This window comes from Bacillus sp. BML-BC051 (assembly GCF_019656175.1).
Classification (GTDB): Bacteria; Bacillota; Bacilli; order Bacillales; family Bacillaceae_G; genus Bacillus_A; species Bacillus_A mobilis.
In genome coordinates this window covers 115,754-138,817 of the sequence record NZ_BPLI01000009.1, presented here as the reverse complement: position 1 = coordinate 138,817, position 23,064 = coordinate 115,754, and the positions used below count along the sequence as shown (strand labels likewise).

The window sequence follows — 23,064 nt, the reverse complement described above, 5'->3', positions numbered from 1 at the left end:
CTCCATATTAAATTAAAGATTTACGCAATGAAACACTTACTCCTTTTGGTACGTGTGCAACAATTTTTGCTCCCGATTCGTTTACCGTAACCCATCCTAATCCAGAGAATACAACATCCGTTTTTGGTTCACGAATATTAAATTCGTATTTCACTAAATCTGGCATATTTTCTAATTCTTCTGGTGTTGGCGGGCTTAGTAAATCTCCAGCATGATTTTTATACAATTCATCTGCTTTCTCAAGCTTTGTACGATGGATTGTTAAACGATTCGAGAAGTGACAAGTAAACGCACGACGACCACCACTTACATAATCAAAACGTGCCAATCCACTGAAGAATAATGTTTGTTCTTCATTTAATTGGAACACCATTGGCTTAATTTCTTTTGTTGGTGTAATAAGCTTTAAGCTTTCTTTTCCAACATAATGAGCCATTTGATGGTGATTAATAATACCCGGCGTATCATATAAAGAAGATTCTTCGTCTAACGGAATATCAATTAAATCAAGTGTTGTTCCTGGGAAATGAGATGTTGTAATTACATTTTCAGTCTCATCACTAAATTCTTTAATCATGCGATTAATAAATGTTGATTTTCCTACATTCGTACATCCAACAACATAAACATCTTTTCCGCCGCGGTAATACTCAATAGCATCTGCCAGCTCAGCAATCCCTTGTCCCTTTGCTGCACTAATTAAAAAGACATCTTCCGGCTTTAATCCTAGCTGCTTTGCACTATAGCGCATCCAATGCTTTACTTTATCATGTTTTACTGACTTAGGAATTAAATCAGCTTTATTTCCAACAAGTAATACTTTATTATTTCCCACGAAACGATGTAAGCCAGGTAACCAGCTACCATTAAAATCAAAAATATCTACAATCTTAACTACTAATGCATCTGATTTTCCAATTCCGTTTAGAATACGTAGGAAGTCATCATCTGTTAATGATACATCTTGAATTTCGTTGTAATGCTTCAAGCGAAAACAGCGTTGACAAATTACTTGTTCTTTCTCTAAAGATGAAGCAGGAGCATATCCTACTTCATTTTTATCTTCTGTTTGAATTTCTACACCGCAACCAATACATTTAATTGTTTCAGTCAAACTTTATTCCTCCCAGTTAATTAAACCTTTTTTCTTCATATTTCTCATAATTCTTCGTTCAATTTTTCGATTAAAGCGCGTTACTAATCCGTCCGTTTGTGCTACCGGTACAACTAAAATCGTATGAAGTCCCACTCGGTTTCCACCTAAAACATCCGTTAGTAACTGATCTCCAATTACTACAACTTCATCTGGTTGCAGATGCATCTCTTGTATCGCACGCTTAAATGCGCGAACAAATGGTTTGCGAGCACTATGAATAAACGGAATACCTAATGGATCAGCAAAGTCTTTCACACGTTGCTCATTATTATTTGAAACGACCGTTACTTGAATGCCTTGCTCTTTCATTTTCAAAAACCATTCTTCAAGTTGTGGCGTTGCATTTGGACGATCCCATTCAATTAACGTGTTATCTAAATCAGTAATGACACCTTTAATTCCACGTTTTTTCAAATCTTCTGGTTGAACATGATATACATTTTTCACATATTCATTTGGTAAAAATAGCTTCAATTTCTTTCACCTCTTTGAGGAGTTTTCATAAAAATTTTTCGACAACATATTTCGATATATGACCTGTGGATAAAATTGTACACATTTTCCACATTAATCTTTCAGTCAATTTGGAATTTACTAACAATCTATACACATTTTATCCACCTAGGTATGTGGATAACCACTCGTTTGTGACTGTCATATTTTTTTGGTACATTAAATGCAACAACGAATCAATCCTTAAATTATTAGGAGGTGACTCACCTTGAAAACAAAACATATGGAACAGTTATCTACTGAGTTACTCACTGAGTCTTATTATAAAGCAAAAGAACTAAAATTAAATCCCGACTTCATTTTACTAATAAAACAAGAAATGATTAGACGCTCATTAGAGGACAAGCTTGTCAAATCGTCTTGATTACATATAAAGTGAAATTTTAACTAGCTAACTTGTAAAAAGAGCCATCCTGCGATGGCTCTCGAATAAACAAGTACTCCCATCTAGGGAATTTCATCATTAAGCATCTTTGTCCATAACTCTTACTTACAGTTATAAAATGTTTTCTTTACTTATGAGCCAATCGAGTAGCAATTTTTTCACCAAGACGAAGCTCTTGTCCACTCTTCAAATTCTGCACTACTTCTATCATATCTTTTTCAAACAATAACACAACTGTTGAACCAAATGTAAAGTATGCCATTTCTTCACCTTTTTGAACAGTGTCTCTTTCATGCAGCAGCTCAATACTATTAACAAACATAGCCCCTACTTTTACAAGCGCCATATGTTCACCGTCACTATTTACTTCTGTAACAGAGCGATAATTTTTTGACAATGGCTCTTTCCCGTATTCCATACCAGCTGCATTTACCGGATATGATTTTCTACCAAGTACAAATCTTTCAGTCACGGAACCAGAAAGCGGACTATGAATACGATGATAATGACTTGGGCTTAAATAAATAACCATGTATGTACCACCTGCATATCGCTGTGCACGTTCTTCATTGCCTAGCATATCCACAATTGAATAACGTTTTCCTTTAATATCAAATGTTTTTGTGTCCTCAATAGGACCGTGATCAGCAAAAACACCATCAACAGGACTAACGATACTCAATGCATCTGTATCAATACTACGCTTTCCTTCTTTTAGCTTACGCGTAAATAGTTCATGCAATGTTCTATATTCCTTCAAACCCTTTTCCATCTCATCTTGATTAATTTGAAAAACTTTCGCATACGATGGAATAATGATAGAGCTCAAACGAGATTGTGCAAATTTACGTAATATATAAGAAGTAAAACGACCATTTGTAAGTTCAATCATAAGTCGATATAATGTACGTCGCAAATTGCGAAACCTCCTAATCAGTCTATAACTTTAGCTTCCCCTTCTTTTCCTTCTATATCATATGTAAAATTGGTTCTTATTCCCACATATCATATAGAACTGCCATATTATACATGCAGAAAACTAAGTATGGTATTATTCTTAAATTGTTTAGCACCCTCTAATATTACAGATAGAATCCGTCATTTTCAACAGTGAACATAGATTTCTTCTGAACACAACTCTTTTTCTTTCCTTATTTCCAAAAAGAAAAGCAGCCCATTTTAAAATAAGGCCGCTTGTAATATACATTATTCTTTCGCTTTTTTCTCTTTCTCTGCCCTTACAAATTCATGGAACATTTTCATTAAAGCGCGCTTTTCAATTCTTGATACGTAGCTTCTGGAAATACCAAGTGCCTTGGCAATCTCTCGTTGCGTTTTCTCCTTATCAAGCCCCAGTCCAAAACGCTTCACAATTACTTCTTTCTCTCGTTCGTCTAAAATATCGATATACTCTTTAATCTTTTCTAACTCCATACTAAGCTGGATCATATCAATTACATCTTCAGACTCTGATTTTAATATATCAATAAGCGATATTTCATTCCCCTCTTTATCTTGCCCGATTGGATCATGAAGTGAAACGTCTTTTTTCGTTTTTTTCAGTACACGTAAATGCATCAAAATTTCATTTTCAATACAGCGCGCTGCATACGTCGCAAGTTTTGTGCCTTTTCCTGCCGAATAGCTCTCGATTGCTTTAATAAGCCCAATTGTACCAATTGAAATTAAATCTTCTGCATCTTCCCCTGTGTTTTCAAATTTTTTAACGATATGAGCTACAAGCCGTAAATTATGTTCAATTAACAGATTTCTCGCTTGAGCATCACCTTGCTCCATTAACTCTAAGTACTTTCTCTCATCGTCTGATGATAACGGCTGCGGAAACGCATTATTCTTCACATAAGAAACAAAGACAAACACTTCTCGAACCATATATCCAATTGCGGCGAATAGACTCAAACCTTTCACCTCCGCCAAAATAGTGGTCTTTACTATGTGTATGTGGGCTTGAGGTTGTTTGTGTCTGTACGATATAAATATGGAATCTTTAGCTTTTTGTCGAACGAAATAAGTCTTTCATACCTTGAATATTTTTTCCAATGTATTACAATATGTAAGGTTCCAAAATTTTGAAAGAGGTGTTTTCATGCAATACTTTACTTCACAAATAAAAAAACTAGTAGTACTCACACTATCTTTTTTCTTACTGTCAGCTTGTGGACAACAAACTTCGCCCACAAAAACTGAGACGACTAAACAGGATACTGCCGCATCCAAAGATAGTACAAAAACTGAAGATAGCCAAAAAGCTGAAGACAGTGTAAACACTGAGGAAAATGCAAAAAACGAGAATAACTTAACTACTGAAAACAACACAGCACCTAAAACTAATACAAAAACTGAAAGCAACGTAACAGCTAAAAACAGCACAAAAACTGAGAACAACACTACTACCGAAAACAAAAAAAACACTGAAAATAACGAAACAGCTACAAATAATACAAAGCCTGAAGCAGAATCGAAAAATACACAAAAAGAGCAACAACCAGCTAAACAACCAAATAAACAAACTGATACTATTACATTCACAAGTGAAGATGCTGTAAGAGTTCTAGAAAAAAGAATGGGAGCTCGATCAGCTGACATTCATTACGTCTCTGCGGAAGACCAACTAATCGGCACAGTAAATGGCATTAAGCTATATGACGTTTTATACACACGTGGTGACGGTGAACATCAACGCGCTTTCAATTTCGCAGTAGGATCCGATGGGAATTTATATGAGTGGTCAAAAGCTCAAGATGGTATTCTTCAACCACTTAACGGCAATTAATAAAGTGAAACTTTAATCAGTGGGGTTTTTCTTCATGCCCTACTGCTTCATTAAAGCGGGATAAATAATTCTAAGAACATAGTAAAAGCCAATCGATACGTATCGATTGGCTTTTACTAATATTCGCTCCAAATTTTCTCCCCAGTGTGCGCAGCAATATAACGAATTTTTCGACTATAGACGAAAGGTGCTTTATGATTTTCATCTGTCGTTTGTTTATACAGTAGTTCGTAGTTCGTTTCCTCTACGTCATTTTCTAAAAACCATTCTAAATGAACTCGCATGGCCCCTCTGTATATTTCTAACGCTGTTTCCTTTGTTACTTTTGGTGTTGTTTCATATGTAAGCAATTCTTTTATAAAGTTGCTAGATTCTCCTAAATAATGTATCACCGCACCATTTTCTGCATTGATATTGACCATAAATTGCTTATACTCTGCTGGAATACCATTCACATATACGGAAAAGGTAAATCTTTCAATCCCATCTTCTGATTCTTCACGTTCTTCCCAAAGACGTAGATATTGTGTGACATCTGGAATAACTTGTTCCAAAAATTGAAGTGCTTTTTGTAAACATTTCTCTCTAGACAGTATTTGCTTTGCTTCTTTGTCTTCTGTCAGTTTTAAAAAGCCAATTAATTCATTGGTATATTTATCAACCGTAATTCCAATTAAATTATTATATTTTAACATTGATAAATGCTTTTTAAAGAATTCATTCATTAAATATGGATTCTTTTCTTCTTTCTGTTTTTGTAATTCCTCTTTCGGAACAAATTTCATCCTTACTCCATCTTCATTTTCAGTCTCAGCTACTTTTGTAAAACTTTCTTTATCCCAATCCAACAAATCGAATATATCATCTTGTCGGCTACCTTTTTTCGGTTTTTTAACAGCTATAGTTGGAGGCCACTTATAATGATCTGGTCCAAACAAATCTTTACCTGTACTTGCATTAATAAACGCATGACTAGGTTCTGGTTCATATACAAGATGGTACCCTTTTACTTCTTCTCCATTTTCATACTCACATGAAGAGTGTGTTAAATCCACAAATACAAGTCTCATATCTTGTCTAACTTTCAAATTTTCTAAGATGACGTTCTCCTCAACAATTTCACTTGGCCATAACGGTTTTTTCTCGATAGCTTTTTGTCCATTATACCGAAAATGCACAACATTACCTGAAGGACGAACTCGTACGACACACCCTGTATTCGGCAATGGATAGCCATTCACTTCTTGCATATAATGTACTTCTTTCCGACCACACCAGTCATCTTTAACCGTTACATATGTATAAAATTCATATCCTTCTTTTGTATATTTTTTTAAGAATACATTTGCAACCTCTCTTGTTTTCTTTTCCTCTATCGCTTCCTTATCACTCGAAAAATAATTTTCATCATCTATCCTAAACTCTATTAAATTACCAGTGTGTCTATTCAACGTAATTTGTATCGTTCTCTCCTCATCCTCTTTATGCTCCCACCATAATAGATGATATGGGTCATCCACGCCTTCTTCATCATCTACAACAAGCCTATAATCATCTGGAATGTCAATCATATGAGCCACTTGCTCTTTTCTTTCTTTATTTTTTTGATTCATCATACCCCTCCTTTATTACAATTTAAGGTAATTATAACAAATAAAACTAAATAGCTATAAACAAAAAAGACTAGAGATATCTCTAGTCTTCTACTTCGTCTCACGATGTAGCGTTACTCGCTTTAATCGTGGACAATATTTTTTTAGTTCGATACGCTCTGGATTGTTTCGTTTATTTTTTTTAGAAATATAATTACGATCACCGCACTCTGTACAAGCCAATGTAATATTTACACGCATATGTAATTCTCCTTTCTTTTAAAGATCGCAAACTAAAAAGTAATGATTACGATTTATATGTTATATAACTTTATTCTATTTGTCAATTGCAAAAAAAAGACAAAAATCTGAAACAATTAGTTCATACGAAATTCACACGAATCTATTACTATAGGAATTGTACATAGTGAATTTATTAACAATCACGTTTATTCATATAGAATCTTACTTGAAAGGAGTTGAAAGTATGAAAACTAAATATCGTTTTATGATTTCATCATTTGCTGCTTGCGCTTATATGCTTTGGTATTTAGTATAATAACAACCTCACTTGTAAATAGGAAAAGGTGTGTATATAAATGGAATATAATCAATCAACAGTTAACTACTGGAAAGCTTTTGTACTACCATATACATTTGCTTTAGAAGAGTTAAAAACTAAATTTGAAATTATGAACCGGGAAGCCCAATTTTTAGAGGATTACAACCCGTTTGAACATATAAAAACAAGATTAAAACAACCTGAAAGTATTATTAAAAAGCTTGAGCGTAAAAATTTATTACCGACAATTGAAAATGCGCAAACGCATTTACAAGATATCATCGGCATTCGTATTACATGTTGCTTCGTAGAAGATATTTATCATTTAAAAGAAGTCATTCAAAAGCGTGAAGATATGGAAATCATAGAGGTAAAAGATTATATCGCTAATCCAAAGGGAAACGGCTATAAAAGTTTACACATGATTATTAAGTATCCTTTATCACTGAATTCTGGTACAAGAGAAGTCTTTGCAGAAATTCAGTTGCGTACACTCGCAATGGACTTTTGGGCAAGTTTAGAGCATAAACTTTACTATAAATATGAAGGGAAAATACCTGAGTATTTAAAAGATGAACTACATGATGCAGCAATGAAAGCTGAAGACCTCGATAATAAAATGGCAACAATCCGCCAAGATATTGATGATATCGAAGCATGCTCAAATCAAATTATGTTACCACTATAAAGTGAAACTTTAATCAGTGGGGGTTTTTGTTCATCCCCACTGATTATTAGTTGAACCAATCGGACGTTTATGGACAGTTGATCTCCCACCTAACTTCTTTGCTCCAACTGAATTTTGAGGTGGGAGTTTTACTGTCCGTTAACGCGGGATAAAAAAAGGTTCTCGCCAATGAGAACCTTTTTTTATTTAGCTATTTACAGACAGGAAGACGCCCTGATTAAAGTTTCATTTTATTTCTTCCCTATCGTGCGAACCTCTTCAATTTTCCATCCATCCTCTTCTTTTCCAAGCGCATACTGTACTTTCTTCTGAAGAGTGATCTCTCCCTCTATTTCCTTTTCCTTTGTCTCAACAACAACATACCCTGCTTTACTAGCTTTCATGTCTATATGTTCCAATTCAATTTTCTTATTTCCCTTTTGAAAAGCTGCTTCTTTTTGTGTTTTTAAGTCTTCAGCACTAGGCATCTTCTTTGAGAATAAGTCCATATGTTCAGCAAGATTTTTTTCATTTGTCGTCCGTACAAATTTCTCCATCACATCTTGAATCGATTTCTCTTCCTCTTTCGTTATTTGTACCTTTTCCTCAGTTTTTGTAGTAGTAGATTTTTGTTCTATATGATTCTCCTTCGATTGACATCCCACTAGCAATAATGCCCCTATTAGAAGAGATCCTATCCCTCTGAAAAAAGAACTCATTTTCCCATCTCCTAAAAAGAAAAGTGAGGCATTTTGCCTCACTTTCATTTATAATTAGCGTCTTCCTTTATTCGGATCGCCACCGCCAACAATATCAAAGACACGTTTAGCGATATTTGTATTCTCTTGAACGCCAGAGAACAAGTATTTACCAGGGCCAAATGCATATACGTTTACATCTTCCCCTGTATGTCCACCTGTTGTCCATCCTGTAACCGAACGCTTATTGAAAATATCCTCAATCGCGTTATCAATCTTTGTTACATCTTTTGAAGGAGCAATATCATTCACCGCTTTAATTTCTTCTGGTGTTAATTGTAAATCAATATATTTTTTCAATGTTTCTTCTACATTTGCACCTTTTGCAATCTCATTTGCCATGAAGTCTGGTGTACGTTTTGCAGCTTTAATTGGATCTACTTTAAAGTTATACTCGCCATTCGCACCTAAAGATAATCCGCCAGTAGCGTGGTCTGCCGTTGCAACGACTAACGTATTTTTATCTTTTTTCGCAAACTCAATCGCTGCTTTAAATGCTTTTTCAAAGTCTTCCATTTCACTCATTGCACCAACGATATCATTATCGTGTCCAGCCCAGTCGATTTGACTTCCTTCAACCATTAAGAAGAAACCATTTTTATTTTTGTTCAAACGTTCAATTGCTGCATTTGTCATTTCTTCTAATGAAGGTGTTTTATCGGTACGGTCAATCATTTTATCTAAACCGCCTGGCGCAAATAAACCTAGAATTTGATCATTTTTATCATTTAACAATTGATTGCGATCAGTTACATAGCTATAACCAGATTTCTTAAATTCTTCTGTAAGATTACGATCTTTTCTAACAAAGTTATTTACTCCGCCGCCAAGCATAACGTCTACTTTATGCTTCCCTTTAATTTTTTCATCAAAATAATCATTTGCAATTGCGTCCATATTTTTACGACTAATGTCATGCGCACCGAAAGCAGCTGGTGTTGCATGTGTAATTTCAGAAGTAGCAACGAGTCCCGTTGATTTCCCTTTTTCTTTCGCTTGTTCAAGAACAGTTTTCACTTCTGCTTTATCATTATCAACTGCAATTGCTGCATTATATGTTTTAATTCCTGCTGACATAGCAGTTGCTGCAGATGCAGAGTCTGTAATATTTTCATGTTCATCTTCCGGATATGTTTTTTGCGTTCCTACAAGATGCTTATCAAATTCTGTAGATTCCATCTCAAAAGTTTTTGGATTATCTTTCATATAACGGTGAGCCGTCATATATGAAGGTCCCATACCATCCCCAATTAATACGATGACATTTTTAATCTTTGCATTGCTTCCGCTCTCATCTGCATTAACCTCACTAGAACGAGTAAAATTCCATGTTGCTACCGAAGTAACAGCTAACGATGCCACAACTGCAAATGGCCATGCTTTTTTTACAAACTTTTTCACTATATTGTCCCCCTAATTAGGTTATTCATTTCCCACTATCAAATTTAATAGAAGACTATTAAGAGAAAATTAGTTATATGTAAATTTTTTGTTAACTTATGTAAATATCAGTTATAATTTGTATAACTTTGTCTTTTCATACCAACCTTCTCCACCTTTACAATCAAAATATAAATAAGTTGGATTTCATTTAACATACATCTCTTATTTAACACTTTCAATCTACTTTTATGAAAATTAATAGAAATGTGGTGAACATTTATGAAAACAATAAAGCTAGATGAAACTTTTATTTTTGATTTACTCGACCTTTGCAAAGCTATTGGATGGTTACAAGATAAAGCATTTATGAAAAAACAATTCGAATTGTATCTTTCTCTCGGCACACTGATCGGTTATATGCATGAAAATAAACTGATTGCAGCTGGAGGAGTCTTTCCTTTTAAAGATAGTTTTTCTACTATTGGCATGTTAATCGTCCATCCTAATTTTCAAGGCCGGGGCATCGGACGTATGTTGCTTAATCGCTGCTTAGAACACACCTCCCCAAAACAACCAATTGCACTTATTGCAACAGAAGCTGGCGAGCCTCTTTATACATCTTGCGGATTTAAAACAGTAACGACGATTCATCGTTTTGAAAAACAAACGACTAAGACACATATTACTCATACACAACAAGTGAAAGAACTGGATCTTGTATCACTTATTTCTCTCGATCAAATTACAACTGGTTCTAATCGTTCTTTACTTTATTCGTTACTCTTACCGAGAACGAGCCACTCTTTTAAAATTGAGAGAAATAACTGTATAGAAGCTTTTTCCTTATGTGTACAAAAAGGTAATATATTATGCGTCAATCCACTTATCGCAAAGCAAGAGAAGGATGCTATTCAATTATTCAAGAGAATCTGTGAATGTTGGAATGGCACAGTAAGGATTGATGTCCCACATTCACAATTTTCATTTCGTCAATTTCTTCAAACAGAAAATTTCCAAGAAACGCTCCTTTCACCTCTTATGATAAAAAATGGTAGCCAACTTCCTGGAAATCGTAATATGCTATTTGCTATGATAGATACAGCGTTATGTTAGAAAGGGGACACCTCATTGAAGCGATTTAGCTATTTTATGGTAGGTTGTCTTACTCTTACACTATTAGTAGGATGTAGTGCAGCAGAAAAGCCAGTAGAACAAGTAAAACAAGTTAAAAATACACTTACAGCGAAACTAGCTACCGAGGAAAAAATGGTAGAAATAGATGGGCAAACCATTTACTTTAAAAAGATTGGTAATGAAAAGCCACCTTTACTTATGATCCATGGATTTGGAGGATCGTCAGATGGTTTTCAAAAGATTTACTCAGACTTAGCAAGAGATCATACAATTATTTCTATAGATGCTTTAGGCTTCGGGCGCTCATCTAAGCCGATGGATTTTTATTATTCTTTCTCAACTCATGCAAATTTATATTATAAATTAATGAAAAAACTAGGTTATGATTCGTTCGCGATACTGGGACACTCAATGGGCGGAGAAATTTCTCTTAATTTAACATATTTATATCCTGAAGCCGTTACCCACCTTATTTTAACTGATGCTACAGGTGGTCCTCATACATTCGTTAATAAACAAGGCTCACCAAAACCACAGTTGTCGACGGATTTAAATACCGTTTCTGCTGTTGCAGATTATGATGAAAGTAAAGTGAAATTTAAACGTAATGATGAAGAGCATTACAATAAAATGAAATTATGGCCTAGACGTCTTCAAATCAATGCAAATGAACTGAAACAACCAACCTTAATTATATGGGGAAGAAATGATAGTAGCGTTTCTTGGAAAGAAGGAGAAACGTATCATCAATTCTTAAAAAATAGTACCTTCCATATTATCGAAAAAGGTTATCATGCACCATTTCGTCAAGAGCCAAAAGAATTTGTAGGTTATGTAAAAGAATTCTTTAAGAACAATCCAATAAAAGTTGAAAAATAACATAAGCGGGTATCTCATTTTGAGATACCCGCTTTCATATATTAAGCAGCTTGCTTTTGGCGTTTTTGAGTTTTTGATCCTAGTACTTTCGGAATAACGAAACCATCTATTCCAAATTTACCAGCATTCATACTAGAGACTAGAACGAACATTGATAGGATAACCATTTCAGGGTTTACACCAATTGACCCACTAAGCATATAGGAAAAGTTCATTACAAGGCCGAAAAAGACCGCTGTTTTTGTTAAACAGCCTACAATTAAACCAATTCCGACTAAAATCTCTCCCCACATTACAAGTGAATTAAATAGATCAACGTTTGGAATTGCGAAATCTTGTAAAAATGATGCCCACCAAGATTGAACAGCCGGTTGTGCTCCTTTAGATTTTTCAATTGCACCTTGTAAATAGCCAGTTGCATCGAATCCTTTTCCTTGTAATTTACCGATTCCAGCCATTAACCATGTGTAACCAAGATATACTCGAATTACTGCTAACACAAAAGAAACTGCTTTATTTTCTCTTAAAAATTGAATAACCATATCTTCCTCCTAAAGTTGTAATTAAGTTAGTTACAGATAATATAATAACATTAGTTACTTATTTTTCAAATGTCAATTACGAATAATTTGTGACATGTGTATGAAACATTGAAAACTAACGTTTATATAGTAACTTCTATTACCTGTAAAAACTTGAACATATCATACCATAAGTGATAATGGTTTTCATTGAAGAAAATGTAAAAAAAATGTGAGTTAAATGTGAAACACATTTATTCGAATATAGAACAAATGTGTTTCGCACTACTTATACAATTGAAATGTATGTGTCTCTTTATCAATTAACCGTGCTTCTTCAAAAGCCTCTCCCAACTTTTTTTCATGGTTAATAAGCCCGTAAAATAAGCGTATTGTAAACATAAGTGCTGCATTCCCATCTACATAATCTATCGATCCAATATACGATTTCGCCCCACTACGTAAGAAAGATTCTGCTAGTTTTCGATCCCCTAACGTACACCCACTATTTACAATATGTGTATTATGCAATTTTGCATATTTATAAATTTCTGCTGCACCAAAGTATCCCCTCGGTTCATCTTGTTCATATATATCTTCACCTAACTCTTCCATGACAAACTTTCCTTCCTCACCATGAAAGCAAAAGACAACATAATTAACATCATTGTATAAACTCTTTCCAGAAAGAATATCGATGAACTCTTTCGGTCTACCAATCCAGTATGTTATAACTTTTGCCCCAAAATATTCAAGCGATGCTCGAATTGATTGCGCCTCTAAATCGGAATTAAAGCCAACTACTAGTGCAACATTCAACATATACTCTCAACCCTATCATTAGATTTCATCAATCAGACTTTTATGGGATACCTCCATTTCATATATACCCGTTTCTTTCAAAAAATCAGATCTAGTTAACACGACTTTCTGCAAATATTGCCTATAGGCAGTAATTGTCCCGTCGTGAGATACAATACAAATTCTTTCCGCACCTAGCTCATAACACCAAAGAAGAAATTCATCTACTATTTGCTGAAAGCTATTCTCTGAAATAGTATTTATACCTTCCGTCCATAACTGCTTATTTGTACTTTTCTCTATCGAAAAATGTGGAAATAAATTTGTTATTATCCCCTGATTTACTATGTGATCACATGGTAATGTTTTCGCTCCTTCTCGATAAGGAAAAATACGCGGGGATACATATGGATGGACGATTTTTTGGCAAGCTACTTTCTCACTCCATATTGTCGCCGTTTGTAAAGTTCTAATTGTAGGGCTAGCAACTAATATATCCGTTTCTTGCAATGGCACATTGCATTGAAGTAATTTAGCCTGATTCCTTCCTTCATCCGTTAATGATGGATGCAATACTTTTAAAGTTGACGGCAAATCTTTTGTATGTTCACCTTCTCCATGCCGAACAAAAACGAGTTTCATATCGATCCTCCTCTCTCTATGAAATCCTTCAACATAATTCCTTCCCTATTTCATCCATTATTCCTGCTATATAAAAAACTAATATGTAAAAAACATTTGACATAACATATTAGAAAACATTACAATTTTATGTGTAAAATACTTTTTACAAGAGAGAGGGGAATCACAAATATGAAATGGCTAACCATCTTAATTGGAACGATTATATGGGGATATATAAACGGATTTTTCAGTAGTGATAAAACTGCTAATCCTTGGATTACAGATGATGAACGCGAAACAAAAATTAAGCAGAAGGCAATTATTGCAAGCTGGTCTGGTGTTTTTATGTTTTGTACCATTAACCTCTTAAACAAATGGTTAGGTATAGGAACGAGCGATACATCCCCTTACTTACCATCTTCTGTCTCAACTATTTTAAAAGAAAATGTAGAGTTACAAATTTTATTTATGCTATTTATTACATATGGAATATTTTATATATATTATCGAAGAAAACTAAGTGCTTAACTTTTATCTCATGATTATCCTCCTAAATGGTTATAGTAATTAGGACGAAATGAAAGGAGCGATATAAAAATGAGTAACTCGAATGATTTTTTAGATACACTGCATGAAAAACAAGTAAAAGATGAACAAAACAGAAAGCGTCAAGGAAACGGAAACCCAGCGAAAAAAAAGCCAAATAAAACACATAAATAACAATAAAAAAACGTGCCTAAAATTGTCTTTTAGGCACGTTTTTTATTCCTCTTTCACCGAGATAACATTTTCCCAATTCCATTTCTCATAATACCACTCTGGTACATCTATATTTTCAATCCACTTCTTTTCCTGTTTTCCATCACTATTGGCAAGCCATACATTGGCTTTCTTACGGTCTGAACGTATCCATATTAATTGATTGCTCTTCTTCATAAAAATCGGATGATAATCACCTAACTTATGAGATGGCTTTGTGATTCGCTGTTGTATATCGCTTGTACGATTGATCTCATATAAAGATGGCAGTGGCCTTTTTTCTGGCGGAGTTTCTATCCCTGCCTCTTTTGCCCGTGAAACGATAATTACTTTATCATTCTTCCATGCAAAATCCCAATCGACATATCCTTTCGGCGTAAATGTGTGCTGCTGAAGTGCCGGCAGTTCTTTTACTTTTAAATGTTTATTCTCTAACGCAACTCTCCCGCTCCCTTCAATATAAGCTAATATATTGTTGGATGGCGCCCATTTGAACCATTGTGGGTTTAATAACATTTGATCTACTTTTTCAAACCGACTGCCATCTGCTCGAACTAAGCAAAGCGTATTACTATCAGCTGACCATGAAGCTGTCGGTACCGCTAAAAATGAAATCCACCTTTGATCTGGTGACCACTCAAACCCACTTGCAACTAGCGCTAGAAAATCATCATGTTCATTTGGTAATGCATACAAATGCTTCATTTTGTGAGGATTCATATGTGCATCTTTTTGCACTTCATATAGCTGAGCTCCTGTCCATCCTGTTGGAAGTATGTGTGCTTCAGAAGATACAAGAAACTTCTTTCCATCAGGGTACCATGCATAATCACCTACACCCGCTGATACATTTTCAAAATCTGTATTCTTTTTTTTGACATCAAACGTATTTAATGTATTCATAAATACAAATGCAATTATATTCTCTTTCGGTGACCATTGATAATTCGATACTTCAGATTGCGATGGCTTAACTTTCTTTCCATCTTCCAGTTGGTACAACTCCAAGGTGTTTTGCTTCTTTCCTTTAGCATAGGCAAGCCATTCTCCATCATGGGACCATTTCGGCCCTGTTATGTACTCACCTTTTGTTATTTGTTTTTCTTTCCCATCAATTTTAATCCAGAGGTCATGATGACGAATAAAAGCAACTTTCATCTCATTATGTTCCGCTCTAGTACTAAAAACTGAAGATAGAAAAATAAACAAAACCACACTACTACTCACGATATTTTTTTTCATACGTCCCTCCATTTTTCTTATAGCATTCCTCATATTCCGCTTACTATATGCGAATTTCACTCCAGATTAATTGCACAATTGTTGTGGATTTATGCCTAGTAAGGATGGGCCTCCCCACACTGAATATTATCCATTCGACATAATACCAAAAAATTTCCCAAGAAATTTTTAATTCAAAGAGGATTGGTATGAATTATGTCGAAAGTATAGTTTAGCCAACATTCAATTTTATATTTCATAACAAAAATGTAAGATAACTTTTCGGAATATTGGAACTTTTTATTAGAGGGAGTTTCAATGAAAAAAACTACATCTGCACTATTAAGTATGGCGCTTGTTTTTTCTAGTTTTGGAGCTTTAAGCGCGCATGCTGAATCGCTGCAAAAGGAGAAGCAATTTAGTCCACAGTTAAAAGCCAATATTGAGCAATGGGGAGAAAACAAAATCGCGCAAAATGTTGAAACAAAAACAGCAAAAGAAATTTCAGTCATTGTAGAATTGCAACATGCTCCGCTCGCTTCACAAAGTAACATTCAGCATGCTCCAGATTTAAAAAATGGAAATGTGCAATCATACCATGCACAATTAAAAAAGGCACAAGAGGATACAACAAAGAAAATTAAAGAAAAAGCACCCAAAGCAAAGATAAAAGAAACGTATAGTACGTTATTTTCTGGATTTTCTATTTCTATTCCAGGAGATCAAGTTGCTGCTTTAGCTTCTTTGCCTGAAGTAAAAGCTGTTTATCCGAACTTAACATATAAATTGCATGAAACAGCAAAAAGCACTACTAATGAAGAAGCGCCAAATGTCGGTGGACCGACAATCGGTGCACCTGAAGCATGGAATTTAAAAGATCCATCTGGCAAACCGCTTGATGGAAAAGGTATGAAAGTCGCTATTATTGATTCTGGCGTAGACTATACACATCCTGATTTACATGCAAACTATATCGGTGGATATGATACAGTCGATGAGGATAATGATCCGATGGATGGCAATGTACACGGTACTCATGTAGCTGGCATTATTGCTGGTAACGGAAAAATTAAAGGTGTTGCTCCAAATGCATCTATTCTAGCTTATCGTGTAATGAATGATGGTGGCACTGGTACGACGGATGATATTATTCAAGGTATTGAGCGCGCTATTCAAGATGGCGCTGACGTTTTAAATTTATCTCTCGGTCAAGATTTGAATGTCCCTGATCAACCTGTAACAATGACGTTAGAACGTGCAGCAAAACTTGGTGTTACTGCAGTCGTTTCAAATGGAAATGATGGACCAAAGCCTTGGTCTGTTGATGCTCCTGGTAACGCGAGTAGCGTCATCTCTGTTGGTGCATCTACTGTTTCTATTCCATTCCCAACATTCCAAGTAGCTGGTTCTAATAAATCTTATCAAGGATTACCGTTATCAAAAGCGGACTTCCGAGTAGGAAACGATGCTCAGCTTGTCTATGTTGGCTACGGTAATTCAAGCGATTACGCTAAACAAGATGTGAAAGGTAAGTTCGCCCTTGTTTTACAAGGAACTTCGAGCACGTTAGTAAAGGCAGAACAAGCAAAACAAGCTGGTGCTCTCGGCGTGCTATTAATTTCTAACGAAAAAGAAATTAATATTATGCCCGAATATTTTGGACGTGAAGATATAACTCTTCCAGTTATGCAACTATCAAATACAAATGGCGAAGAGTTGAAAAATTTAATTACAAAACGAAAGAAAAATATAAAGATTGGACAACCAAATAAAACCGAACTGATTGGTAACTTCAGTTCAAGAGGACCATCACAAGGGAGTTGGCTCATAAAACCTGATGTTGTTGCACCTGGCGTAAAAATTACTAGTACGGTACCAAGAGGTGGCTATGAATCTCACAACGGAACAAGTATGGCTGCGCCACAAGTAGCAGGAGCCGTTGCCTTACTACGTCAAATGCATCCTGATTGGACGACAGAACAATTGAAATCTGCTCTTGCCAACACTGCAAAAACATTAAAGGATGTCAATGAAAATACATATCCTGTCATGGCACAAGGATCAGGTTTAATTAACATTCCAAAAGCAGCTCAAACGGATGCGTTAGTGAAACCGAACAACGTAAGCTTCGGTCTTATTAAACCGAATAGCGGCAAACTGAAACTAACACAAAATATTACGTTAGAAAATCTTTCTAACAAAAAGAAAAACTTTTCAACTCGTATTGAATTATTAAATACAAAAACAAAAATCCAGACTTCTTTCCCTTCTTCTATTAGTATGAAACCAAATAGTAATATTGAAAAACCTTTTACTATTACTGTAGATAGCTCCTTACCACAAGGCGTATATACAGGGAATCTGTATGTAAAAGAGCAAGGGAAAACTGAAGAGATGCGTATTCCATTTACATTTAGCATCGATCCGAAAGAATACAAGCGTATTGATGGCCTTGAAATCGTTAATTCTACTTTCAGTCCAAATAATGACAAAATACTAGATGACAACCTAATCAATTACTATTTAGTTACACCAGTTGAAGATATAGCGTTTCATGCCAATTTAATTACGAAAGACCGTGTGACATATCAAGGCACTGTATATCAAGGTAAAAACGAAACACCAGGTTATAAGTCTTTCAAATGGAATGGTACAAGAACTGACGGATCTCCGTTGCCTGATGGCTTATACCAAATCGAAGCTGTTGCTTCTAACTCTGGTGGAGAAACGAAGCAAACAGGAGCTGTGTTTGTTGACCGAACAGCACCTAAGTTAACGCACGAAGTTGATCAAGAAAATCTCATAATTAGAGGAAAAGTTGACGATATTCTACTAGATTGGATGACAGAATCCGGTTGGATTGCGCCTGGTATTCCAGTGAGAATGCAATATGAAATTAACGGAAATGGTGTATGGGAAAGTGCATTCCTAAACATTTGGGATAAAAACTACGAAATTTATTTCGATCGTAATCAATTACAACAAGGAAAGAATACAATTCATATTGTTGCAACAGATGCAGCTGGAAATACAACTAATTTAAATGTTGATTTAGAAGTGAAATAAAGTGAAACTTTAATCAGTGGAGATTTCATTCATCCCCACTGATTATTAGCCTTCACCAATCGGGGTTCACGAGTAGTTAGTCTCCCATCTAACTTCTTTACTCCCACCGAATTTTGAGGTAGAATTTTTACTGCTCATTAACATGAGATAAAAAATTTTTATTGACAAATTTTTTAATATAGTTTTATAATACAAAACATAGTTTAGTTGAACGAATTATATATCGGCTTTGAAGGAATACTAGTAGCGACTTATATCACTGTCTCAGAGAACTGATGGTTGGTGCGAATCAGTACATATACAAGCGTGAATTACAATTCTGGAGCTTCTTTCCCGTAATGCTTTTTATGCATGAAGAGAAAGACGGATCTTTCCGTTATCGTAAAGTGAGTGGTAAACAATTAGTTGTTTACAAATAGGGTGGTACCGCGATTTTTATCGTCCCTATCGGATTTTCCGATAGGGACTTTTTTGCGTCCAACCTCTTACACAACTTCATATATACGCGTTGAAAGAATCGCAGTAGTATCTTATATCCCTGTTACAGAGAGCTAATGGTTGGTGGAAATTAGCACATATATAAGTATGAATTACAATTCTGGAGCTTCTTTTTCGTAGTGCTTTTATGCATGAAGGAAAAGACGGAATTTTTCCGTTATCATTAATTGAGATGTAAGTATATTTTCACTTACAAATAGGGTGGTACCGCGATTCTTTCGCCCCTATCGGATTCTCCGATAGGGGCTTTTTCTATTTCTCACAGAAACAGATGTTAAATAATTCCGAATCTTATGATAAAATTTTATAAGCGCTTACAAAAAAATGAAAGGAGGTGATACAAGCTATACGAAATCGATATTCAATTTTATTGAAAAAAAGGAGGATGTCTAAATGACAAAGAAAACAGAAATTCCATCGCATTTAAAACCATTCGTATCCACACAACATTATGATCAATACACACCGGTGAATCACGCTGTGTGGCGTTATATTATGAGACAAAATCATAGCTTCTTAAAAGACGTTGCTCATCCAGCCTATGTGAACGGACTACAATCATCTGGTATTAATATAGATGCAATTCCAAAAGTAGAAGAAATGAATGAATGTTTAGCACCAAGTGGCTGGGGCGCTGTAACGATTGACGGACTTATTCCCGGCGTAGCATTCTTCGATTTTCAAGGACACGGATTACTACCGATCGCAACAGATATTCGGAAAGTAGAAAATATCGAGTACACACCAGCTCCAGATATCGTACACGAAGCAGCAGGACACGCACCGATTTTACTTGATCCTACATATGCAGAATATGTGAAACGTTTTGGGCAAATTGGTGCAAAAGCTTTCTCTACAAAAGAAGAACATGATGCATTTGAAGCTGTTCGTACATTAACGATAGTAAAAGAAAGCCCTACTTCTACTCCTGATGAAGTTAAGGCTGCTGAAAATGCTGTAATTGAAAAACAAAACTTAGTTTCTGGTTTATCAGAAGCTGAACAAATTTCACGTCTTTTCTGGTGGACAGTAGAATATGGATTGATTGGAAATATAGATGATCCAAAAATATATGGTGCTGGCCTCCTTTCTTCTGTTGGCGAAAGCAAACATTGCTTAACTGACGCTGTAGAAAAGGTTCCATTTTCTATCGAAGCATGTATAGGGACAACTTATGACGTAACAAAAATGCAACCACAACTATTTGTTTGTAAATCCTTTGAAGAATTAACAGATGCGCTTGAAACATTTTCTAAAACGATGGCCTTTAAAACAGGTGGAAAAGAAGGTTTAGAAAAAGCAATTCGCTCCGAGAACTATGCAACAGCTGAGCTAAATAGCGGATTACAAATTACTGGTACATTTAGCGAGACAATTGAAAACGATGCAGGTGAATTAATTTACATGCGAACAAATTCGCCAACGGCATTAGCGCTTCATAATAAACAGTTAGCGAATCATTCTACTTCTGTACACAGTGATGGATTTGGAACACCGATTGGATTACTCACTGAAAATATTGCATTAGAAACTTGTACAGACGAACAACTACAATCATTAGGAATTACAATTGGAACTATCGCTGAGTTTACTTTTGCAAGTGGTATTCATGTAAAAGGAACAGTAACAGATATTGTAAAAAACAATAAGAAAATTGCTCTTATTTCCTTTATCGATTGCACAGTTACTCATAACACCCGCGTTTTATTTGATGCTTCATGGGGCACATTTGATATGGCTGTTGGCTCACAAATCACTTCAGTATTCCCAGGTGCCGCAGATGCAGCAACATTTTTCCCGATGGATGAAGAAGTTCAAGAAATTCCTGCTCCACTTGTACTGAATGAACTTGAACGTATGTATCAAACAGTTCGAGATATTCGAAGTGAGGAGATTTTACACGACGCGCATATCGATCAATTAGTAGCAATTCAAGAAGTATTAAATAAATTTTATGCGAAAGAATGGTTGCTGCGCCTTGAAGTATTAGAGTTACTTTTAGAGCATAACAAAGGGCATGAAACATCGGCAACATTACTACATCAACTTTCTACTTTCACAACTGACGAAGCTGTAACACGCCTTATTAACAATGGTCTTGCGTTACTTCCAATAAAGGATGTGAAAAATGATGCTAAGATTAACTGAAGAAGAGGTTCACGAGGAATTATTGAAGGTAGATAAATGGATGGTAAAAGATGAGAAATGGATTGAACGAAAATATATGTTTTCCGACTACTTAAAAGGAGTCGAATTTGTCTCTGAAGCCGCCAAACTATCAGAAGAACATAATCACCATCCATTTATCCTTATCCAGTATAAAGCAGTCATTATTACTTTGTCATCTTGGAATGCTAAAGGTTTAACGAAACTAGATTTTGAGCTTGCAAAGCAATTTGATGAACTATTTTTACAAAACGAAAAAGCAATTATAAGAAAGTAAAAAAAGAGAAGCCTTTTTTAGGCTTCTCCTTTCATTTTGAAATGAATACAATGTCCAAATGGGTCCTCAACTTGTAATATTCCATCTTTGTACGTAGCGACTTTGCCAATATTTTTTAAGCTTTCACATACTTGCTCTTTTTGTTTTTCATCCGCTAGTACAATTGTGAAATATTTCAAGCCGACGGAATTTGGCATTTGCGGCGGTATTTCTTCACCTTGCCACGTATTTAAACCGATATGGTGATGATAGCCACCTGCCGATACGAACAACGCTCCATTACGAGCTGGGATTGTTACTTCAAAACCAAGACCATCCACATAGAAACGTTTCGCTTCTTCCAAATCAGCTACATGGAAATGAATATGTCCCATCACAGTACCCGCCGGAAACCCATTCCATGTACTTCCTTGCTGTAATAGTTCTTCACCAGCTAACGGGTTACTAACAAATGGTAGTTCTCCATTCTCATCACGCCAAACTTCTTTTTGGCGATCATGATAAATTTCAATCCCGTTTCCATCTGGATCAGCTAAATAAAGGGCCTCACTAAAGTAATGGTCGGCTCCGCCGTGCAGTGGATATACCATTTCTACAAGATGACGAAGAATATTCGCTAAATCCTGTCTGCTTGGTAATAAGATTGCGTAATGATATAACCCCGTTCTCCCTCTTTGCTTTGGTAGAGCTTCTTTCTTTTCTTCAATGATAAGGAGTGGTTCGTTATTTTCATTCCCAAATGTAACAACCATTTCATCTTCTTTTAGTACTTTCATACTTAGTACTTCTGTATAAAACTCTAGTGATTTCTTTATATTTGATACATATAAATGAACAACATCAAGTGTTGTGTCGGGATGAAGTTGAAAACTCATCTTGTTAGCCTCCCATTTAATTTAGTTCTTCTTTAACATTCTCTCTTTTAAGAAATTATCTACAAAACCGTCTGCTTTCGCAACAAATAAGTACGCACCCATCGCTAACAATGCAAGTTCTAATTCGAAGCCAGGATTTTTTCCATCTCCTAATAAACCAGCTGACCATTTTACTTTTACAATTGCTCCAACCATTACAAGTGCAAATAATAATCCAATATATCTTACACCTAAACCTAGAATTAACAATATACCACCAACTACTTCCGCTGTTGCTACACCGTATGCAAGACCTCCTGGTAAACCAATGCTTGTAAACCACCCTGCAATATTGTCAATCCCCGATTGGAATTTTGTTAAACCGTGCATAAAGAATGTTACCCCTAACACGATACGAATAATTAAGTTACCGATATGTTGATTCATTTCATTC

Annotated in this window: 23 protein-coding genes, 1 pseudogene and 2 other annotated features; of the genes and pseudogenes, 10 read left to right on the top strand and 14 right to left on the bottom strand. The window is 35.3% G+C overall.

The genetic code is table 11. From position 1 onward, the window contains the following. Positions 1 to 7: 7 nt before the first annotated feature. Complete coding sequence (gene yqeH / locus K5S59_RS03200; protein ID WP_000140793.1) at positions 8 to 1,114, bottom strand: ribosome biogenesis GTPase YqeH; 1,107 nt, start codon at positions 1,112 to 1,114, stop codon at positions 8 to 10. Between the two features lie 3 nt (positions 1,115 to 1,117). Further along, on the bottom strand, positions 1,118 to 1,630 hold the full coding sequence (locus K5S59_RS03195; protein WP_000765308.1) for a YqeG family HAD IIIA-type phosphatase: 513 nt from the start codon (positions 1,628 to 1,630) through the stop codon (positions 1,118 to 1,120). 247 nt (positions 1,631 to 1,877) lie between these two features. On the opposite strand from K5S59_RS03195, the gene sda reads away from it, so the two are divergent. Further along, positions 1,878 to 2,033 (top strand): sporulation histidine kinase inhibitor Sda, encoded by a 156-nt coding sequence (gene sda / locus K5S59_RS03190; protein ID WP_000850097.1) that lies wholly within the window; start codon positions 1,878 to 1,880, stop codon positions 2,031 to 2,033. A 148-nt stretch (positions 2,034 to 2,181) separates the two neighbouring features. On the opposite strand, the gene K5S59_RS03185 is transcribed toward sda, so the two are convergent. Then, positions 2,182 to 2,970 (bottom strand): phosphatidylserine decarboxylase, encoded by a 789-nt coding sequence (locus K5S59_RS03185; RefSeq protein ID WP_001254990.1) that lies wholly within the window; start codon positions 2,968 to 2,970, stop codon positions 2,182 to 2,184. 290 nt (positions 2,971 to 3,260) lie between these two features. After that, positions 3,261 to 3,974 carry an RNA polymerase sporulation sigma factor SigK gene (sigK, locus tag K5S59_RS03180; RefSeq protein ID WP_000051382.1) on the bottom strand — a complete coding sequence of 238 codons (714 nt, stop codon included), beginning with the start codon at positions 3,972 to 3,974 and terminating at the stop codon, positions 3,261 to 3,263. A gap of 187 nt (positions 3,975 to 4,161) precedes the next feature. Here sigK and K5S59_RS03175 point away from each other — a divergent pair, with 187 nt between their 5' ends. Next, positions 4,162 to 4,848, top strand: a complete 687-nt coding sequence (locus K5S59_RS03175; RefSeq protein WP_120450880.1) for a hypothetical protein — start codon at positions 4,162 to 4,164, stop codon at positions 4,846 to 4,848. A gap of 116 nt (positions 4,849 to 4,964) precedes the next feature. Here K5S59_RS03175 and K5S59_RS03170 read toward each other — a convergent pair whose 3' ends face one another. Together K5S59_RS03170 and rpmG are read right to left on the bottom strand one after the other, a co-directional pair. Next, positions 4,965 to 6,464, bottom strand: coding sequence for a YcdB/YcdC domain-containing protein (locus K5S59_RS03170; protein WP_120450881.1), 1,500 nt, complete (start codon positions 6,462 to 6,464; stop codon positions 4,965 to 4,967). A gap of 87 nt (positions 6,465 to 6,551) precedes the next feature. After that, complete coding sequence (gene rpmG, locus K5S59_RS03165; RefSeq protein WP_001265617.1) at positions 6,552 to 6,701, bottom strand: 50S ribosomal protein L33; 150 nt, start codon at positions 6,699 to 6,701, stop codon at positions 6,552 to 6,554. Between the two features lie 338 nt (positions 6,702 to 7,039). Between rpmG and K5S59_RS03160 the strand changes: the two genes are divergently transcribed. Further along, positions 7,040 to 7,690, top strand: a complete 651-nt coding sequence (locus K5S59_RS03160; protein WP_000456207.1) for a GTP pyrophosphokinase — start codon at positions 7,040 to 7,042, stop codon at positions 7,688 to 7,690. 230 nt (positions 7,691 to 7,920) lie between these two features. On the opposite strand, the gene K5S59_RS03155 is transcribed toward K5S59_RS03160, so the two are convergent. Both K5S59_RS03155 and K5S59_RS03150 read right to left on the bottom strand, forming a co-directional pair. Further along, on the bottom strand, positions 7,921 to 8,388 hold the full coding sequence (locus K5S59_RS03155; RefSeq protein WP_000093890.1) for a hypothetical protein: 468 nt from the start codon (positions 8,386 to 8,388) through the stop codon (positions 7,921 to 7,923). Between the two features lie 54 nt (positions 8,389 to 8,442). After that, entirely contained in the window at positions 8,443 to 9,828 is a 1,386-nt protein-coding gene (locus K5S59_RS03150; protein ID WP_000714923.1) for an alkaline phosphatase, read from the bottom strand. 261 nt (positions 9,829 to 10,089) lie between these two features. Between K5S59_RS03150 and K5S59_RS03145 the strand changes: the two genes are divergently transcribed. Beyond that, positions 10,090 to 10,923, top strand: a complete 834-nt coding sequence (locus tag K5S59_RS03145) for a GNAT family N-acetyltransferase (protein WP_000848978.1) — start codon at positions 10,090 to 10,092, stop codon at positions 10,921 to 10,923. 15 nt (positions 10,924 to 10,938) lie between these two features. After that, entirely contained in the window at positions 10,939 to 11,823 is an 885-nt protein-coding gene (locus tag K5S59_RS03140) for an alpha/beta fold hydrolase (protein WP_120450882.1), read from the top strand. Positions 11,824 to 11,864: 41 nt separating this feature from the next. Here K5S59_RS03140 and K5S59_RS03135 read toward each other — a convergent pair whose 3' ends face one another. The 3 genes and pseudogenes from K5S59_RS03135 to K5S59_RS03125 form a co-directional block, all read right to left on the bottom strand. Beyond that, positions 11,865 to 12,365 carry a DoxX family protein gene (locus tag K5S59_RS03135; protein WP_000236596.1) on the bottom strand — a complete coding sequence of 167 codons (501 nt, stop codon included), beginning with the start codon at positions 12,363 to 12,365 and terminating at the stop codon, positions 11,865 to 11,867. A gap of 264 nt (positions 12,366 to 12,629) precedes the next feature. Beyond that, complete coding sequence (locus K5S59_RS03130; RefSeq protein WP_120450883.1) at positions 12,630 to 13,166, bottom strand: delta-aminolevulinic acid dehydratase; 537 nt, start codon at positions 13,164 to 13,166, stop codon at positions 12,630 to 12,632. An 18-nt stretch (positions 13,167 to 13,184) separates the two neighbouring features. Further along, positions 13,185 to 13,890, bottom strand: a pseudogene (locus tag K5S59_RS03125) (histidine phosphatase family protein). Positions 13,891 to 13,958: 68 nt separating this feature from the next. Between K5S59_RS03125 and K5S59_RS03120 the strand changes: the two are divergent. Then, positions 13,959 to 14,297 (top strand): phosphoglycerate mutase, encoded by a 339-nt coding sequence (locus tag K5S59_RS03120; protein WP_120450885.1) that lies wholly within the window; start codon positions 13,959 to 13,961, stop codon positions 14,295 to 14,297. 69 nt (positions 14,298 to 14,366) lie between these two features. Then, entirely contained in the window at positions 14,367 to 14,489 is a 123-nt protein-coding gene (locus K5S59_RS03115) for a DUF4023 domain-containing protein (protein ID WP_000071862.1), read from the top strand. Positions 14,490 to 14,531: 42 nt separating this feature from the next. Here K5S59_RS03115 and K5S59_RS03110 read toward each other — a convergent pair whose 3' ends face one another. After that, on the bottom strand, positions 14,532 to 15,770 hold the full coding sequence (locus K5S59_RS03110) for an eIF2A-related protein (protein WP_120450886.1): 1,239 nt from the start codon (positions 15,768 to 15,770) through the stop codon (positions 14,532 to 14,534). A 297-nt stretch (positions 15,771 to 16,067) separates the two neighbouring features. Here K5S59_RS03110 and K5S59_RS03105 point away from each other — a divergent pair, with 297 nt between their 5' ends. The 3 genes from K5S59_RS03105 (at position 16,068) to K5S59_RS03095 (ending at position 21,756) form a co-directional block, all read left to right on the top strand. After that, positions 16,068 to 18,815, top strand: a complete 2,748-nt coding sequence (locus K5S59_RS03105; protein WP_212981826.1) for a S8 family serine peptidase — start codon at positions 16,068 to 16,070, stop codon at positions 18,813 to 18,815. Between the two features lie 220 nt (positions 18,816 to 19,035). Next, positions 19,036 to 19,264, top strand: a binding site (T-box leader). A 50-nt stretch (positions 19,265 to 19,314) separates the two neighbouring features. Continuing rightward, positions 19,315 to 19,542 (top strand) — a binding site (T-box leader). Between the two features lie 164 nt (positions 19,543 to 19,706). Then, on the top strand, positions 19,707 to 21,461 hold the full coding sequence (locus K5S59_RS03100) for an aromatic amino acid hydroxylase (RefSeq protein ID WP_120450888.1): 1,755 nt from the start codon (positions 19,707 to 19,709) through the stop codon (positions 21,459 to 21,461). Beyond that, the gene (locus tag K5S59_RS03095; RefSeq protein ID WP_000979537.1) at positions 21,442 to 21,756 is read left to right on the top strand and encodes a 4a-hydroxytetrahydrobiopterin dehydratase; all 315 of its coding nucleotides are present in this window, start codon (positions 21,442 to 21,444) and stop codon (positions 21,754 to 21,756) included. The genes K5S59_RS03100 and K5S59_RS03095 overlap by 20 nt, the downstream gene beginning before the upstream one ends. Positions 21,757 to 21,773: 17 nt before the next feature. Here K5S59_RS03095 and K5S59_RS03090 read toward each other — a convergent pair whose 3' ends face one another. Both K5S59_RS03090 and K5S59_RS03085 read right to left on the bottom strand, forming a co-directional pair. After that, positions 21,774 to 22,631 carry a VOC family protein gene (locus K5S59_RS03090; RefSeq protein WP_000009824.1) on the bottom strand — a complete coding sequence of 286 codons (858 nt, stop codon included), beginning with the start codon at positions 22,629 to 22,631 and terminating at the stop codon, positions 21,774 to 21,776. Positions 22,632 to 22,652: 21 nt separating this feature from the next. Further along, positions 22,653 to 23,057 carry a DoxX family protein gene (locus K5S59_RS03085; protein WP_001071551.1) on the bottom strand — a complete coding sequence of 135 codons (405 nt, stop codon included), beginning with the start codon at positions 23,055 to 23,057 and terminating at the stop codon, positions 22,653 to 22,655. Positions 23,058 to 23,064: the final 7 nt, after the last annotated feature.